This is a genomic window from Bifidobacterium sp. W8110 (assembly GCF_016101375.1).
GTDB lineage: Bacteria > Actinomycetota > Actinomycetes > Actinomycetales > Bifidobacteriaceae > Bombiscardovia > Bombiscardovia asteroides.
Genome location: NZ_JACFQO010000002.1, coordinates 581,423 through 596,856, shown reverse-complemented (window position 1 = coordinate 596,856; position 15,434 = coordinate 581,423). Strand labels below are relative to the sequence as shown.

Here is a 15,434-nt window from a genome sequence, read left to right as displayed (position 1 = left end):
CCGGGATCGGCATGGGGATCGGGGCCGCCGCAAAAATTCTTGTTTGAGTCTACCAGCACACCTCAACAGGGGTGCAAGAACACCAAGGCCGACGCGGGGTAAATCCTCCCGCGCCGGCCCGGGCGGTGTCAGTTTCAAGGTGCGGGATTCAGACTCCCGTCACCTCACTTGCTGAGGTTGTAGTAGGCGGGGGTTCCCTTCCAGGTGAAGGAGAATCCCTTGATGTTCTTGGCTGCCACGCCGTTGGAGTTCTGGTAGTAGAGCGGGACTGCGGGCAGGTCGCGGAAGAGCAGCTCCTCGGACTGCTGGTAGATCTTGTTGGCCTCGTCAATGTTCTTGGCGGAGGCCGCCTTGTCCATCAGTTCGTCGAACTCGGGGTTCTTGTAGTCACCGTCGTTGGACCCGTTGCCATCTGCCGCCGAGCTGGCGAAGTTGCTGGACAGGTAGCTCTCAGGCGACGGGTAGTCAGGCTGCCAACCGGAACGGAAGGCCGAGTCGGTGAACTTGCGGTTCTGCACGTTGGAACGGAACTCGCTGAAGGTGGGCAGAGGGTTGCCCGCAGCCTGGATGCCCAGGGCGTTCTTGATCGAGTTGGTGACGGCGTCGTAGATCTCCTTGTGGGCGCCATCGGCGTTGTATGCGACCTTGAAGGTGTCGCCCTCGCCCCAGGGGGAGATCTTGTTGGCCTCGGCCCAGAGCTCCTTGGCCTTGGACGGATCGTACTTGAGCACGTCGGATCCCTTGATGCTGGTTGAATAGCCGGGGATGACCGGGGCGGTGAAGTCGTGGACCTCCTTGGCGGTTCCGGACAGCACCTTCTTGATGATGGTCGGCCGGTCGATGGCCATGGAAATGGCCTGGCGACGGAGCTTGCCCTCCTGATCCTGGCCGAAGTGCTTCATGTAGGTGGGGATGGTGAACATCTGGATGACCGAGCCCGGGTCGTTGATGGCCTGGACCGTGCTGTCGGTCTGGAAGGTCTTGCGAGCCGAGGCAGGAAGGGTGTCCAGCACATCCAGGTTGCCGGCCTGCACGTCGCGGTAAGCCGCGGTGGCATCGGTGTAAGCGCGGAACTCAACACCGCCGTTCTTGACCTTGACCCCGCCCTTGTAGGAAGGATCCTTGACCAGCTTGATGGACTTGTTGTGCTCCCAGGACTGGAACTTGTAAGGTCCCACGGTCACCGGCTTTTCGCCGAAGGCCTTGGTGTCCTTGTAGAAGGACTCGGGCAGCGGCGCGAAGGCGGTATAGCCCACCTGGATGGGGAAGGTTGAGGAGGGCGAGGTCAGGTCCACGGTGAAGGTCTTGTCGTCGATGACCTTGAGGCCAGACAACTGGGCATCGCTGGGGGTGCCCTCCTTCTGCAGGTCGTCATAGCCCTTGATGTTGGCGAAGAAGCTGGAGCCCAGCTGCTTGTTGGCGATGCTGGATGCCCAGGACCAGGCCTTGGTGAAGGACTGTGCGGTAACCGGGGTGCCGTCCGAGAACTTCCAACCGTCATTGATGGTCACGGTGTATTGGGTGTTGTCCTCGTTGGCCTTGATCTGCTTGGCGATCTCATTGGCCGGTTTGCCCTTGTCATCGAAGCGGACCAGCTTGGAGAACATGACATCGATGGGGTTGCCGCCACCCACCTCGTTGGTCATGCTGGGGATGAGTGGATTGGCCGGCTCCGGGTTGAAGACCGAGATGATGGCATCCGAGCTGCCGCCGTTGGTCCCCTTGGCTGAGGAGTCGGATCCGCCGGATCCGCCGCAGGCGCCAAGCGTGAGCGCCATGACGCAGAGTCCGGCGCCAGCAATGGTCAGGGCCGATTGCTTCTTCATATATACTGCTCTTTCCTTTGGTTGGTTTCCCAAATCCGCCGCCAGTACATAAGACCCGGGCACGAATCCGCTTTGCTGCGGATCCGGCCGGGTCGGCGACGACGGATTATGCCGTTTCCGGCACAATCATCACTTCTGCTTGGACAACTCCGCCAGGTTCGCATGGCCGTCCCAGCGAATGGCCAATCCCTGCACGTTCTTGGCTGACGCCCCCTTGTTGTTGGAGTAGTAGAGCGGAACCGCAGGCATGTCCTGCAGGAGAATCTCCTCGGCCTGCTGGAAAAGCTTGTTGGCCTCGTCGGTGTTCTTGGCCTTGGCAGCCTGCTTCAGCAGGTCGTCGAACTTGGGGTTCTTGTAATCGCCGTCGTTGGACCCATTGCCATCGGCCGCCGAGCTGGCGAAGTTGCTCAGCAGGTAGCTCTCAGGAGAGGGGTAGTCGGGCGACCAGGCCGACCGGAAGGCCGCATCCTTGTAGGCGCGCTTGTTGACGTTGCCTCGGAACTCGCTGAAGGTGGGCACAGGAGTGGCCACGGCATTGATCCCCAGTGTGTTCTTGATGGAGTTGGCCATGCCGTCATAGAAGTCCTTGGCACCGCCATCGGCGTTGTAGACCAGCTGGAAGCTCTTGTCGGCCGGCCACTTGCTGATGGCGTCTGCCTTGGCCCAAGCGTCCTTGGCCTTCTGGGCGTCGTACTTCAAGTTATCGGAACCCTTGAGGTTCTTGGCATAGCCAGGGATGGTCGGCGCGGTGAAGTCGGTGGGCTGCACGCCCAGACCACCCAGGACCTTGTCGATCAGCATCTTGCGGTCCAAAGCCATGGAGATGGCCTGACGGCGCAGGTGACCCTCCTCGTTCTGGCCGAAGTGCTCCATGGTTGTGGGGATGGTGAACATCTGCAGGACGGAGCCGGGCTCGTTGTAGCCCTTGACCAGACTGTCTTTCAAGAAGGTCTTCTGGGCCGAGGTGGGGATGGTATCGATCGCGTCCAGGTTGCCTGCTTGCACATCGGCGTAGGCCGAGGCGACATCGGTGTAGATCCTGTAGTCAATGCCACCGTTCTGAATCTTGACATCACCCGTGTAGGAGGCGTTCTTGCGGAGCTTGACCATGGTGTTGTGCTGCCAGGAATCGAACTTGTAGGGACCCGAGCTGACCGGGTTCTCACCGTAGGCCTTGGTGTCCTTGTAGAAGGACTCGGGCAGCGGCGCGAAGGCGGTATAGCCCACCTGGATGGGGAAGGTTGAGGAGGGCGAAGTCAAATCCACTGTGAAGGTCTTGTCATTCACTACTTTCAGGCCGGACAGCTGACCATCGGCAGGCGCGCCCTCCTTCTGCAAATCGTCATAACCCTTGATGTTGGCGAAGAAGCTGGAGCCCAGCTGGCCGTTGTTCACATTGGCCGCCCAGGACCATGCCTTGGTGAAGGACTTGGCCGTGATGGGTGTGCCGTCAGAGAACTTGCGTCCATCGGCCAGGGTGACCTTGTACTGGGTCATGTCGTCATCGGCCTTGATCTCCGAGGCCAGATCATTGTGGGCCTTGCCATGGTCGTCGAAGCGGACCAGCTTGGAATTGATGGCGTCTGCGATCGACCCGCCGCAGCTCTCCACAGTATTGCTGGGAATGAGCGGCTTGGCCGGCTCGCACCCACGAATCGAAACGACGGTATTGTTGCCGGCCTGGCTGCTGGGCGATTGCTCGGCGCCCTTGGTGTCAGAACCACTGCCGCAGCCGCTGGCCAAAAGCGCCAAGGCGCAGATGGTTGCGGATACGAGCGTAAGCTGTGAATCCTTCTTCATTGCTGCTCCCTTTACTTATAATATTTATTGAGTGTCAACGTCACGTCTACAACACCAAGGACACCAGGATGACCGAACCTCAAAACCCTTGGCTGACGTGTAAGCCACAATACGCCATATTCTGGTACGAAGATGTTTCGTAAATCAAGTCTCATCTCATTTGCCGGTCTCAGGCCCGCGGAAAAGCCTGCCTGTACCGTGCCCGCAGCTGCTCGATGGAGACGTGGGTGTAGCGCTGGGTGGTCCGCAGGGAGGAGTGGCCCAGCATCTCCTGAACCTCACGAAGGTCGGCTCCACCATCCAGCATATGTGTGGCCGCAGAGTGCCGCAGGGCATGGGGAGCGATGTCTGGCACACCGGCCTGACCAGCCGCCTGATGAACCACCTTGCGAACCTGCCGCTGACCAACCCTGCCGCCCAGCTGACCAAGGAAGAGGGCCTGACCTGCTTTGTGGGCTGATTTGGCCGTTGAGCCCGCCAGGACCGGACGTCCCTCCCCCAGCCAGCGATCCAGGGCACGATCGGCAGGCAGGCCATAGGGCAGGACCCGCTCCTTGGAACCCTTGCCCAGAACCTTTACGGTGCGGCTGTGTCGGTTCACGTCATCCAGATCCAGTCCGCAGAGCTCAGCCACGCGCATGCCCGTGGCATACAGCAGCTCCAGCATGGCCGCGTCCCGCACCTGCAGGGCCGCCTGCACATCCTCGTCCTCCCGGGGCTCGACCGGATCCTGGTCGACCGTATCCATCAGGGTGCGGGCCTGGTCGTGCGTCAGGATCCGAGGAAGGTGCTCGGACTGCTTGGGACTGCTCAGGGCCAGGGTGGGGTCCGTCTTAATGCGACCATGCTGACTCAGCCATCCGAAGAAGGACCTCAGTGCGGCCGTCTTCCGGGCCATGGTCGAACGGGCGTGGGTGGCGGCCTCGTGAGCCAGCCAGGACCTGATGGTGGCCAGATCGATCTGCGCAGGGTCATCGATGCCATGCAGATGCATCAGGTGCAGAAAGCCCGCCAGATCGGCCCGGTAGGAGCGGACGGTATTGGGACTCTTGCCTGCCACCCGGGAAAGATAGTCGGTGAAGTCCTGCAAATCCTGGTCCACTGCGGGCACTCCCTTCGCTTGGCTGCCTTGCATCTCCATGCAGTATGTGCAATACAGTCTAGGCGCTTTCACCCTCGTCGCAGCTGCAGGCGATACTGACACAGGAGGTGGATGGCCATGCGTTTGCCAGCAACCATACCGGCCGGAGCACGGCTGGTGGTCAGGATTGCCCTTGGACCGGACCCGGGAGACGGAAGGCCCAAATTCCGCGACTACGTAGGGCATGTGGTCGACTGGAACGGACGGCGGCTGATTCTGGACAGGGACCCTGCGGCCAATGGATCACGTCCAGGGGAGCGCGTGACCCTGCAAGCAGAAGACATGGTGGCACTGAAGCCGGTCCCAGAACGCCGTTCGCCCCGACCGGACCCTCCCAATTTCAGTCGATGACCGGCGGGTGCAGCACCCGGGCACAGCTGGTGGTCAGGAAGGCCGAGACCTGCTCGCCGCGCAGGGCCGAATCCATCAACTCCTGCCGCCAGTTGCCCTCCTGTGGATTCAATTCAAGGTCTGTGAAGGGAATCTGCTCCTGATCGGCCAGGGCAATCCTGTAGCGTCGGAAGGGGTCCGCCTGGAGGAAGAAGTCCCGACGCTTTTCATCGGCCTCCGGCTCCTGGTCCCGTAAAAGGGAAGCCATGCCCTGCAGATCCTCGACCAGGACATCCAGAAGGTCGGCCACCTGGTCGGCGTTCTCCTCCACCATGGCCCGGGTCCGCTCCGGATCAGTCAGGGCCACACGGGTCATATCCCGCCAGGATCCGGCCGCCAGGGCCGAAGCCACGCGGCGGTCATGCGACCTCGTCAGCATGTTGGCCAGGGCGGTGGCCACCACATGGGGCATGTGCGAGATCAGTGCCGCGGCCCGGTCATGAGTGGCATCGTCCATAGCAATCAGACGGTTTCCCAGCCCCTGGGTGACCATATCGGCCACGGTCAGGAAGCGGCTGTAATCCGTATGCTCATCGACACAGAGGGCCCAGAGGGCATCTTCCAAGAGTGCCGGATCCGAGTCCTCGTAGCCTGAGCCTTCGCTGCCGGCCATGGGGTGGGCGCCTACATAACGATCGACCAGACCGGCCTGTTCGACCTGCCGGCGTACCGGGCCCTTGACGCTGCCTACGTCGGTCAGGGTGGTGCCTCTGGTCAGGACCGGTGCCAGGGCCTGGAGCACTTCGGGCATGGCCCGCAGGGGGGTGGCCAACACCAGGACGTCGGGTTTTCCCTTCGCCAGCTCCTCCAGAGTGTCCACGCAGTGGATTCCCTGGCTGCGGGCCTGCTCATAAGGGCGGTCATTATGATTCCATGCAATGACGAACCGGCCCCGTGAGGCCAGGCGTCGGGCCAGCGATCCGCCAATCAGACCCAGTCCCGCCACAGCGATCTTGTGGGCCGAGGTCAGCACCGGCGAGGCGGCCATGCCTGCCATTGGATGCATGTGCTCGGGCCCTGACAGGTCCATGTGTGGGAAAGGCGCGGATTCATCTACCATAACAACTCCTTGCTGATTGTCTCGGAATCGGGGTCCTCGCCCCGAAAGGCCCCCGCACTGGGCAGCATCCATTCACGGATGGGGGGCGCTGGATGCGGGGTGCGTGGATGGACCGCCAGGGTCTTGAGCCAGTCCCCTCTTTCCAGCAGGTCGGCCATCACCTGATGCAGACCCTTCTGCCATGGGGCGGCATCGATGCTGGCTACGAAGCTGTAGGTCCCGTCATGCCCCTTGATGGGCCGGGACATGAATGAGGTCATGTTCAGGCCCGCATCGCGCAGACGGTCCAGCAGATTGGCCAGCACGCCCGGCCCGGTATTCAAGGGAATAAAGGTGACGATGGACTCGAAATCCCCGTCTGGCGCCAGTCGGCGTGCCAGCCCGGCGGCCTGGCCCCGGGGAGCCAATATAAGAAAGTCGGTGTGGGCTCCCTGATAATCCTGTACCTCGCGCCGGTAGGTCTTTAGTCCGTAGAGGCTTCCACAGATACGTGGACCCAGGGCCACCTGATCGGAGCCCAGATCACGGCAGGCCGCAGCGTTGGAGTTGGCAGTCAACGGGTTGAGGCCGATCTCCTTGATGAATCCCTTGCACTGGGCCAGTCCATGGGGGTGGGCGGCAACTTGACGCAGGCGGCCATGGTCGGCCCGGACGAAGGCGTCGAAGACGATGGACAGGCGGACCATGCCGAAACCCGCTGCTGATCGAGCGTCGATCAAAGCATCCATGTTGGGCACCACATGGCCCTCCACGTTGTTCTCCCAGGCCAGCACTCCCCAGCCTCGGCCCTCCTCCACGGCAGCCACGATGGCAGCCGCATCCGTGCAGGGCCTCAGATCCGCTTGACAGCCCAGCCTTGTCTCCATAAGGCCGGCGGCCTCAAGAGCGGCTTGGTGGGTGAAGGTCCCCTCGGGACCCAGGAAGTACAGGGGCGTCCGGTCGGGCGCAGTCGCCGGACTTCCAGACGAAGCCCGGCTCATGCGGATCGCCCCTGACGACGCAGGGGACCGTCAGCAAACCAGGAGGCCGGCAAGCAGATGGCCAGGGTCTGAATCAGGACCAGACCGCCCATCCAGAGGAAGACCGCATACTTGGCAAAGAATGTGGGGAAATTGGCGTAGGGCATGAGCACATCGCCGCCCGGCCCACGCATGGAGAGCAGCCAGACCATGACTGTGGAGGCCACCAGGTGCAGGGCCAGACCCATGGTGCCGCTATCGCAGCGGACCCACCAGGCGGCCAGGGCCACCAGCAGATAGGCCAGAACCATCCCCCAGGGCAGACCCTGGGCAGCACCGGAGCGCTGGACCAGGGTTCCCAGCACGCCAACTGCCAGGCCGATGGGCAGGCCCAGCAGGCAGCGGAAGGGGCTTGCCTTCCCAGACTCCTCCCTGGAATGGCAGGCGGCCTGGCCCTTGGATTCGGAAACCTGAGACTCCTGAGACTTCATGGGTTCAAGACTAGTCCGACCCGGTCACCATGTGGCGGCCGGGTCGGACTGAGTCTGCTGGTATAAAAAGGCTTACTTCTTGTTGGCCCTGCGCTGGCGGGCGTTCCACTTGTACCAGGCATCCCTGTCCAGGATGATCTTGCGCACACGGATGGACTCGGGAGTCACCTCCACGCACTCGTCATCGTTGGCGAAGTCCAGGGATTCCTCCAGGCTCATGTCGATGGGCGGGGTCAGGGTCTCCAGCACGTCTGCGGTAGAGGAACGCATGTTGGTCATGTGCTTCTCCAGGGTGATGTTGATGTCCAGGTCGCCGGGCTTGTTGTTGATGCCCACGATCTGCCCCTCGTAGACGGGCGACTGGGGCTTGACGAAGAACTCGCCGCGGGCCTGGAGCTTCTGCATGGCGTAGGGGCTGGCCTTGCCCGAACGGTCGGAAACCATGGATCCGTTCTGCCGGGTCTTGATGTCGCCCGCCCAGGGGGCATAGCCGGCGGAGATCGACGAGGAGATGCCGGTGCCGCGGGTAGCGGTCAGCAGGGCGGTGCGGAAGCCCAGGAGGCCGCGGGAGGGCACTGTGAACTGCATCCTGACCCAGCCGGAGCCATGGTTGGTCATGGTGTCCATACGGCCCTTGCGATCGGCCATGAGCTGGGTGACTGCACCCATATATTCCTCGGGCACGTCGATGGTGTCGGACTCCATCGGCTCCTGAAGCTTGCCGTCCACGGTCTTGGTGACCACCTGGGGGCGGCCCACGGTCAGCTCGTAGCCCTCGCGGCGCATCTGCTCGGCCAGAATGGCCAGGGCCAGCTCGCCACGGCCCTGGACCTCCCAGGCATCGGGCCGGTCGGTGGGCAGCACCTTGATGGAGACGTTGCCGATCAGCTCCCGGTCCAGGCGGTCCTTGAGCATGCGGGCGGTCAGCTTGTGGTCCTTGCCTTCGGTGCCGGCCAGTGGCGAGTCGTTGGTGCCGAAGGTCATGGAGACGGCCGGGTCGTCAACGTGGATCAGAGGCAGGGGGCGGGGGTCGTCCTGGTCGACGATGGTCTCGCCGATCATGATGTCCTCAACGCCGGCCACAGCCACGATGTCGCCGGGGCCGGCCTCGTCCACCGGGGAGCGCTGCAGGCCCTTGGTGCGCAGAATCTCGGTCAGTTTGAAGTTCTCGATGGATCCGTCCACGCGCGACAGGCCGTATTGGCGGCCCTTGGTCAGGGTGCCGTTGTAGATGCGCACCAGGCCCAGACGGCCCAGGTAGTCGGAGGCGTCGATGTTGGTCACATGGGCCTGCAGGGGGGCACCCTCCTCATACTCCGGGGCGGGGATGTTGTTCAGGATGGCCTCGAAGAGGGGCTCCAGATCGTCGTTGTCGGGCACGGCACCGTCGGCGGGCTGGTTGACGGAGGCCTTGCCGGCCTTGGCTGCGCAGTAGATGACCGGCAGGTCCAGGAGGGAATCCAGATCCAGATCCACCCCCTCCTCGCTCACGTCCTGGGCCAGGCCCAGGAGCAGATCGGTGGACTCGGAGACCACCTCGGAGATGCGGGCATCGGGACGGTCGGTCTTGTTGATGACCAGGATGACGGGCAGCTTGGCCTCCAAGGCCTTGCGCAGGACGAAGCGGGTCTGAGGCAGGGGGCCCTCGGAGGCGTCCACCAGCAGGACCACACCATCGACCATGGAGATACCGCGCTCCACCTCGCCGCCGAAGTCGGCGTGGCCGGGGGTGTCCACCACGTTGATGGTGATGCCGTCGGGCTGGCCCAGCTTGGCGGCCAGGGGACCTGTGTACTTGACGGCGGTGTTCTTGGCCAGGATGGTGATGCCCTTCTCCTTCTCCAGGTCGTTGGAGTCCATGACCCGGTCGGGCACCTCCTCCCGCTCGGAGAAGACGTGCGACTGCTGCAACATGGCGTTGACCAGGGTGGTCTTGCCGTGGTCAACGTGTGCCACAATCGCCACATTTCGTATATCGCCGCGTACCGCCATCAAAACCTCATTCTCGTGAATGCTATCCATGCCCCCACCGGCCTGACTGCCGGGTGGCGTGGTCCAGGAATTGGACAAACAGAGACAAGTGTAACCGCCTTGTGTGACAGGCGATCACTGTTCCTCGCCCTGGGGCGAACCCTGGGCCGGATCCGGGGATTGCGGCTGCCCGGACATCTCCTGGCGGGCCTGGGCCAGAGCCGAGTCCTCGTCGGGCAGGAAGGGAGCCAGGGAGGGCAGATCCTCCAAGGATTGCAGACCCATCCGTTCGAGGAAGAGGTCGGTGGTGACCAGCAGCGCTGCATGGGTCTGCTCGTCCAGGCCCTCCTCGCGAACCAGGCCGCGCACAAGCAGGGCCCGGATGACCCCATCAGAGTTAACCCCGCGAATCTGACCCACCTGGGCACGGGTCATGGGCTGGCGGTAGGCCACGATAGCCAGGGCCTCCAGAGCCGCCTGGGAGAGTCGTGCCGTCTGACCGTCCTTGACGAAGGCCGCCACCACGGGCTGGTAGGCGGCGCGACTGGTCAGCTGCCAGCCACGGGCGGTCCGACGCAGTTCGAATCCTCGGTCACTATAGGACTCGGCCAGCGATTCCAGGGCTGCATCGACCGGACCAGGATCCACGGCCAGCACCCGGGAGAAGTCCTCAGCGGTCAGCGGCCGGTCCGTGGCCACCAGAATGGCCTCCAGGCAGGCGGACAGTCCGCCGGGAAAGTCCTGCACGTCGAAGTCCACGTATTCGGGACGGGTGTCGGGAGCCGAGGATTGGCTCATGCGAAGTCCCCCTCACTGATCAAGGCCGTTGCCGGCTCCTGTGTCGGCCCAACCCAGCGCAGGTAGAGCGGCTGGTAGGGGCCATCCTGACGATACTGGATCAGCTCCTGCCTGAAGAAGATCAGCACGGCCAGGAATCGGGCCACCACCTGAGCCCGGCCCTTGGAGGAGGCGACCAAATCGGCGAAGGCCACCGGCTGGCCGGGCTGCACCAGCAGGGCTTGGCGAACCTGGTCGGCCTCTTTGTTCAAGTCGACCAAGGGCACGTGCAGCTGGTCCAAACGGACCTCTGATGCCGGAGCGTTGACCAGTGCATTGGCGCAGAGAAGGGCCAGATCCTCCGGCTTCAGGGTCCAGACCAGATCAGGCAGCAGATGGGCCAGCTGGGGCTCCAGATGACCGGGGTGCGGGTAGCGGCCCGAGTTGGCGGCCAGTCTGGCTCGGAAGTCCTGTCCTGCCTGCTTGAAGGCCCGGTACTGCAGAAGCCTGGCGAAGAGCAGATCACGCTCCCGAAGGGCATCCATGGAGGCCTGGTCGCGCATGGACTCGTCCTCCACAGGCAGGAGGGCAGCGCTCTTGGCCTCCACAAGAACCGAGGCCACATCCAGAAAGGCGCTGGCCTGGTCCAATCCTTGACTGAAGTCCAGGGTGCGCACATAGTCCAGAAACTCCCCGGTGATGGAGGCCAGGGAGACCTCCGTCAGGGAGAGCTTTCGGTTGGCCAGCATGCCCAACAGCAGGTCGAAGGGTCCCTGGTAGACATCCAGGTCGACGGCGAAGCCGTCCGCTGATCCGCTCACGCCACGATGCCGCGGGCGATCAGCTCCCGGGCGACCTCCCGATACTCCTTGGCGGTCTTGTGCTCGGGGGCGAACATGGTGATGGGCTCGCCGGCCACCGTGGCGTCGGGCAGCTTGATGGACCGGCTGATGATGGAGTGCAGGACCTTGCCCTTGAAGGCCTCATAGATACGCTGAAGCACCTCGTCCGAATGCAGGGTCTTGGTGTACATGGTGACCAGCACCCCGTAGATCTGCAGGTCAGGATTGATGCGGCTACGGACCTTCTCTATGGATTGCATGAGCAGGGCCACGCCGCGCAGGGCGAAGAATTCGGCCGCCACGGGAATGATGACCCCGTCCGCGGCAGTCAGCGCGTTGACGGTCAGCAAACCGAGCGAGGGCTGGCAGTCGATGATGATGGCGTCATATTCCTGCCGCAGGGGCCGGATGGTGGCCGCCAGGGCCTGCTCCCTGCCGACCTCGGTGACCAGCTGAATCTCGGCAGCCGACAGATCGATGTTGGCCGGGATGATGTCCAGGCCGTTAAAACGGGTGTGCCGGACCACCTCATGAACATCCAGGGAGGTATCGAACATGGCGGTGTAAATGGTATTGTCCACGCTGTTGGCGTTGATGCCCAGACCCACGGTGGCCGCACCCTGGGGATCGAAGTCCACGATCAGCACCCGTCGCCCATACTGGCACATGGCCCCGGCGATGTTGATGGATGAGGTGGTCTTGCCCACGCCGCCCTTCTGGTTGCACATGGCGAGGACACGGGCCGGGCCGTGCTGTTTCAAAGGCTCCGGGGCAGCGAACGTCTCATACTCGCGCCCTAACAAATCCGTAGGCATGTCTCTACCCTATCAAGTTTCCGGCCGCATTCGCGGGTTGGCGGGTCAGCGGGCGCGGGGATGGGCCGTCTGGTAGGTCTCCATCAGGGCCTGGGGGCTGACGTGTGTGTAGATCTGCGTTGTGGTCACCGAAGCGTGGCCCAGCAGCTCCTGGACCGAACGCACATCGGCGCCTCCCTCCAGCAGATGAGTGGCGAAGGAGTGCCGCAGGGTGTGGGGATGCAGGGGCCTGTTCAGACCCGCCCGGCGGCCGGCATCCCTGACCACCTGCCAGACCGTCTGCCTGGTCAGCCGCTTGCCCCGCTTGTTGAGGAATACAGCCCGCAGCTCCCTGCCCTTGGTGGCTCGATTGCAGAGGCTGGCCCGCCCCATATTCAAATAAGCCTCCATGGCCTGGCAGGCGTAGGAACCCATGGGAACCAGACGCTGCTTGTCGCCCTTGCCTGTCAGACGGACCACCCGCTCGTGCAGGTCCATGTCCTCCAGGTCGGTGCCGACGGCCTCCGAGACCCGGCAGCCTGTGGCGTACATGAACTCCAGCAGAGCCTTGTCCCGCAGGACCACCGGATCCTTGGACCCGCCCATGGCGGCCACATCCAGCAGCCGGGCCACCTGATCCACGTCCAACACATCAGGCAGGGCCGAGGTGCCCTTGGGAGCCTTGACAGTACGGGACACATCCTGGTCGGTCACCCCCTGCTTGAGGGCGAACCGATGCCACTCATGGACAGCGGCCATCCTTCGTGAGCGACTGGCTGGGCTCTCATCGGCCAGATGGGCCAGAAAACCCTCCACATCGGCGGTTTGGATCTGCTCCAGGCTGGTGATGCCGCGGCCGGACAACCAGTTGATATACATGGTCAGATCGGACTTATAAGCCTTGACCGTGGCGGGCGCAAGACCCCGCTCCAGACCGGTGTAGGCCAGGAACTGATCCAACAATGCGGTCAGCCCCTCCTGATGATCACCGTCCACTACCGCTTAACCTCCGGTTCTCTTCATCAGTGCTGGTCTCAGGCCATAGTCTAACGCTATGCTCCCCTGTTTCCATGCTTCCAACGCGCTTGGGATTGGGGCGAACACTCAGGAGACCTCCCGAATCAGCCCTTGAATCCCCTCCTGCTGAAGAATCCGTCGGTAGGGTCCGGCCTCCCTGCTGATGATCCCATCGATGGCGTGCATGCCCAGCAGTTCCACCGGCGCATTGTCATCGGTCAATACCCTTCCCTTCGCATTCCCAACCGTGCTCAGGCGGGAGCTGACCTGCTCCATCATTTGGGACAGGTCCGGATCAGAGCTGACCCTGGCTGCCGCCCCCGCCAGCAGGTCGGAACTCTGGTAGTCTCTCATCGCCGTCTTCTTGACACCCTGTGTTCCCGAAAAATCATCGGAGGCAGGGCGACGGGCAAAGAGCTCGCGGTTGGTGGTCTGGGGCACGTCGGCCGTCAGGATGGTGTCGGATCCAAAGACCCTGGTGATGGTGTTGGTCAGGGCTGCATTGATGGATCCCTGACCGTCGTCGATCATGTTCATGTTGACCACCATGACCCCGCCCGGATTCAGGTGGTTCCTGACCAGGCTGAAGAACTCGGTGGAGCTCATCTGGAAGGGTATGGTGATGTCCTGATAGGCATCGACCATGATCAGGTCGTAGTGCTGGCCACTGGCCGCCAACCAGGCTCGGCCGTCGTAGGTGGAAACTGGAATATCGGCGGGCTGATCGAAATATTTGAGGGCCAGGTTGCTGATGGACTGGTCGATCTCCACTCCCTGGATGGCCATCCGGGGATAGTATCGCTTCAGCTGCCGGGCGTAGGTCCCGGTCCCCATGCCCAGAATCAGGGCCGAGCGGGCCTGATCAGCCATGAGCGGTGCCGCCAGAGCCGTGTCGTAGTACATGCCGGTCATCCCGGGGTGCTTCATGGTCACCGACTGGACGCCGAAGAGGACGTTGGTGGAAAGGATGGTTCTGTCCGCCAGGGTTTTGACCTGCAGATAGTTGTAGATGGACTCGCCCTCATAAGCCAGACCCTTCTCCCAGAAGGCGAACCCGGTCATCGGCGACAGGGCGGCCGAGACTACAAAGGCCACCGTGGCGATCAGGCAGGCCAGGCGGTGCGCATGGGAGGAAAGGAAGTAGATCAAGGACACCAGGAGCAGTATCCCAGAGAAAATCAGGAAGGTGACGAAGGTCCCCACGGCAGGTATGGTCACAAAGGTGGGCAGGAAGGTGCCCAGGATGGACCCCACGGTGTTGCAGGCGCTGAGCCGACCGACCACCGAAGCGTTGTCGTCCAGGGAGTCGGTGGCGCACTTGACCAGGCCGGGGGTGATGGTGCCCAGGAGGAAGAGGGGCGGAACAAAGATGATCAGGCAGGAGATGAAGGCCGCCAGGACCAGGAAGTTGGTGGAGACGGCCACAATCAGCAGCCCCGAAATCAGGATGATCAGATACTTGCCGACCAGGGGAATCAGGGCGATCCAGACGGCCGCAGCCATAATGCACAGGTAGAGCCTGTCAGGGTCTGGGTTCCTGTCGGCCCAGCGACCCCCGACGACGGCACCCAGGGCCAAGGCGATCATGATGGTCCCGATGATGATGGTCCACACGATCTGGGAGGACGAGAAGTAAGGAGCCAGCAGACGGGAGGCCCCCAGCTCGGCGGCCATCACGGCCATCCCAGAGAAGAACTCCGTCACATAGAGGAAAACCCGCGACCTAAGGATGGGGCGCGCCTGATTGATTTCAGCAGGCTTGGATCTACCGCTGCCCCGAGATGGGCTTGTTTGACCTGCCGATTCTGCCGAGACAGCCGATGCGTCCAGACTGTGATCATCATTCATGGCGGCTCCCGGCATCATTGTCGTCAATCAACTTACCGTCCCGCTGTGGAATGGTCAAATATGCAAAGAACCCCGCGTAAGGCGAGGTTCTTGCAATATACGGTGTTCAGGTCCGCTGATCAGGCAGCGACCGGAGCGTTCACATCGGCAGGCAGGGCCTTCTTGGCCTCAGCCACGATGGCGTTGAAGGTGTCGATGTCGTTGACGACCAGGTCGGCCAGAGCGCGGCGGTCCAGCTCGATTCCGGCCAGGCGCAGACCCTGGATGAAGCGGTTGTAGGTGATTCCCTGGGCGCGGCATCCGGCGTTGATGCGCTGGATCCACAGCTTGCGGAAGTCACCCTTGCGGGCCTTACGGTCCCGGAAGTTGTATGTATATGAATGGAGCAGCTGCTCCTTGGCCTTGCGGTAGAGACGGGAGCGCTGGCCACGGTAGCCTGACGCCCGCTCCAGGACGACCCGACGCTTCTTATGCGCGTTGACTGCCCGCTTGACTCGTGCCATAGATATTCCTCAGCT

The 15,434-nt window shown here is 62.8% G+C and carries 14 protein-coding genes; 1 reads left to right on the top strand and 13 read right to left on the bottom strand.

The window, feature by feature from the left end; all coding sequences use genetic code 11:
* Positions 1-164 precede the first annotated feature (164 nt).
* From H3T88_RS05465 to H3T88_RS05455, 3 genes are all read right to left on the bottom strand, one after another.
* Positions 165-1,826 carry a peptide ABC transporter substrate-binding protein gene (locus H3T88_RS05465; protein ID WP_198203831.1) on the bottom strand — a complete coding sequence of 554 codons (1,662 nt, stop codon included), beginning with the start codon at positions 1,824-1,826 and terminating at the stop codon, positions 165-167.
* A gap of 129 nt (positions 1,827-1,955) precedes the next feature.
* The gene (locus H3T88_RS05460) at positions 1,956-3,626 is read right to left on the bottom strand and encodes a peptide ABC transporter substrate-binding protein (protein WP_198203830.1); all 1,671 of its coding nucleotides are present in this window, start codon (positions 3,624-3,626) and stop codon (positions 1,956-1,958) included.
* A gap of 169 nt (positions 3,627-3,795) precedes the next feature.
* Complete coding sequence (locus tag H3T88_RS05455) at positions 3,796-4,761, bottom strand: tyrosine recombinase XerC (RefSeq protein ID WP_044090890.1); 966 nt, start codon at positions 4,759-4,761, stop codon at positions 3,796-3,798.
* A gap of 84 nt (positions 4,762-4,845) precedes the next feature.
* Here H3T88_RS05455 and H3T88_RS05450 point away from each other — a divergent pair, with 84 nt between their 5' ends.
* Entirely contained in the window at positions 4,846-5,118 is a 273-nt protein-coding gene (locus H3T88_RS05450; RefSeq protein ID WP_198203829.1) for a DUF6725 family protein, read from the top strand.
* Here H3T88_RS05450 and H3T88_RS05445 read toward each other — a convergent pair.
* The 10 genes from H3T88_RS05445 to rplT all read right to left on the bottom strand — a co-directional run bounded on the left by H3T88_RS05445 (position 5,108) and on the right by rplT (position 15,419).
* A complete protein-coding gene (locus H3T88_RS05445; RefSeq protein WP_198203931.1) occupies positions 5,108-6,145 on the bottom strand; it encodes a prephenate dehydrogenase in 1,038 nt (345 codons plus the stop codon). The genes H3T88_RS05450 and H3T88_RS05445 overlap by 11 nt on opposite strands.
* A gap of 65 nt (positions 6,146-6,210) precedes the next feature.
* Positions 6,211-7,197 carry a prephenate dehydratase domain-containing protein gene (locus H3T88_RS05440; RefSeq protein ID WP_198203828.1) on the bottom strand — a complete coding sequence of 329 codons (987 nt, stop codon included), beginning with the start codon at positions 7,195-7,197 and terminating at the stop codon, positions 6,211-6,213.
* Entirely contained in the window at positions 7,194-7,667 is a 474-nt protein-coding gene (locus H3T88_RS05435) for an alcohol dehydrogenase (RefSeq protein ID WP_198203827.1), read from the bottom strand. Before H3T88_RS05435 ends, H3T88_RS05440 begins: the two co-directional genes overlap by 4 nt.
* 72 nt (positions 7,668-7,739) lie before the next feature.
* The gene (gene typA, locus H3T88_RS05430) at positions 7,740-9,659 is read right to left on the bottom strand and encodes a translational GTPase TypA (RefSeq protein WP_110417013.1); all 1,920 of its coding nucleotides are present in this window, start codon (positions 9,657-9,659) and stop codon (positions 7,740-7,742) included.
* Positions 9,660-9,773: 114 nt separating this feature from the next.
* Complete coding sequence (gene scpB, locus H3T88_RS05425) at positions 9,774-10,436, bottom strand: SMC-Scp complex subunit ScpB (protein ID WP_198203826.1); 663 nt, start codon at positions 10,434-10,436, stop codon at positions 9,774-9,776.
* Entirely contained in the window at positions 10,433-11,236 is an 804-nt protein-coding gene (locus H3T88_RS05420) for a segregation and condensation protein A (protein ID WP_198203825.1), read from the bottom strand. The genes scpB and H3T88_RS05420 overlap by 4 nt, the downstream gene beginning before the upstream one ends.
* Positions 11,233-12,072, bottom strand: coding sequence for a ParA family protein (locus tag H3T88_RS05415; RefSeq protein ID WP_198203824.1), 840 nt, complete (start codon positions 12,070-12,072; stop codon positions 11,233-11,235). Before H3T88_RS05415 ends, H3T88_RS05420 begins: the two co-directional genes overlap by 4 nt.
* Before the next feature lie 45 nt (positions 12,073-12,117).
* Positions 12,118-13,047, bottom strand: coding sequence for a site-specific tyrosine recombinase XerD (gene xerD, locus H3T88_RS05410; RefSeq protein WP_198203823.1), 930 nt, complete (start codon positions 13,045-13,047; stop codon positions 12,118-12,120).
* A gap of 108 nt (positions 13,048-13,155) precedes the next feature.
* Entirely contained in the window at positions 13,156-14,916 is a 1,761-nt protein-coding gene (locus tag H3T88_RS05405; RefSeq protein WP_232347149.1) for a spermidine synthase, read from the bottom strand.
* 119 nt (positions 14,917-15,035) lie between these two features.
* Positions 15,036-15,419: a 50S ribosomal protein L20 gene (gene rplT, locus H3T88_RS05400; RefSeq protein ID WP_015021618.1), complete on the bottom strand. Its 384-nt coding sequence runs from the start codon at positions 15,417-15,419 to the stop codon at positions 15,036-15,038.
* Between the last annotated feature and the right edge of the window lie 15 nt (positions 15,420-15,434).

Coding starts and splice junctions, on each gene's coding strand:
- H3T88_RS05465 (WP_198203831.1), bottom strand. CDS start 1,826: ATGAAGAAGCAATCGGCCCTGACCATTGCTGGCGCCGGACTCTGCGTC.
- H3T88_RS05460 (WP_198203830.1), bottom strand. CDS start 3,626: ATGAAGAAGGATTCACAGCTTACGCTCGTATCCGCAACCATCTGCGCC.
- H3T88_RS05455 (WP_044090890.1), bottom strand. CDS start 4,761: ATGCAAGGCAGCCAAGCGAAGGGAGTGCCCGCAGTGGACCAGGATTTG.
- H3T88_RS05450 (WP_198203829.1), top strand. CDS start 4,846: ATGCGTTTGCCAGCAACCATACCGGCCGGAGCACGGCTGGTGGTCAGG.
- H3T88_RS05445 (WP_198203931.1), bottom strand. CDS start 6,145: ATGGCCGCCTCGCCGGTGCTGACCTCGGCCCACAAGATCGCTGTGGCG.
- H3T88_RS05440 (WP_198203828.1), bottom strand. CDS start 7,197: ATGAGCCGGGCTTCGTCTGGAAGTCCGGCGACTGCGCCCGACCGGACG.
- H3T88_RS05435 (WP_198203827.1), bottom strand. CDS start 7,667: ATGAAGTCTCAGGAGTCTCAGGTTTCCGAATCCAAGGGCCAGGCCGCC.
- typA (WP_110417013.1), bottom strand. CDS start 9,659: ATGGCGGTACGCGGCGATATACGAAATGTGGCGATTGTGGCACACGTT.
- scpB (WP_198203826.1), bottom strand. CDS start 10,436: ATGAGCCAATCCTCGGCTCCCGACACCCGTCCCGAATACGTGGACTTC.
- H3T88_RS05415 (WP_198203824.1), bottom strand. CDS start 12,072: ATGCCTACGGATTTGTTAGGGCGCGAGTATGAGACGTTCGCTGCCCCG.
- H3T88_RS05405 (WP_232347149.1), bottom strand. CDS start 14,916: ATGAATGATGATCACAGTCTGGACGCATCGGCTGTCTCGGCAGAATCG.
- rplT (WP_015021618.1), bottom strand. CDS start 15,419: ATGGCACGAGTCAAGCGGGCAGTCAACGCGCATAAGAAGCGTCGGGTC.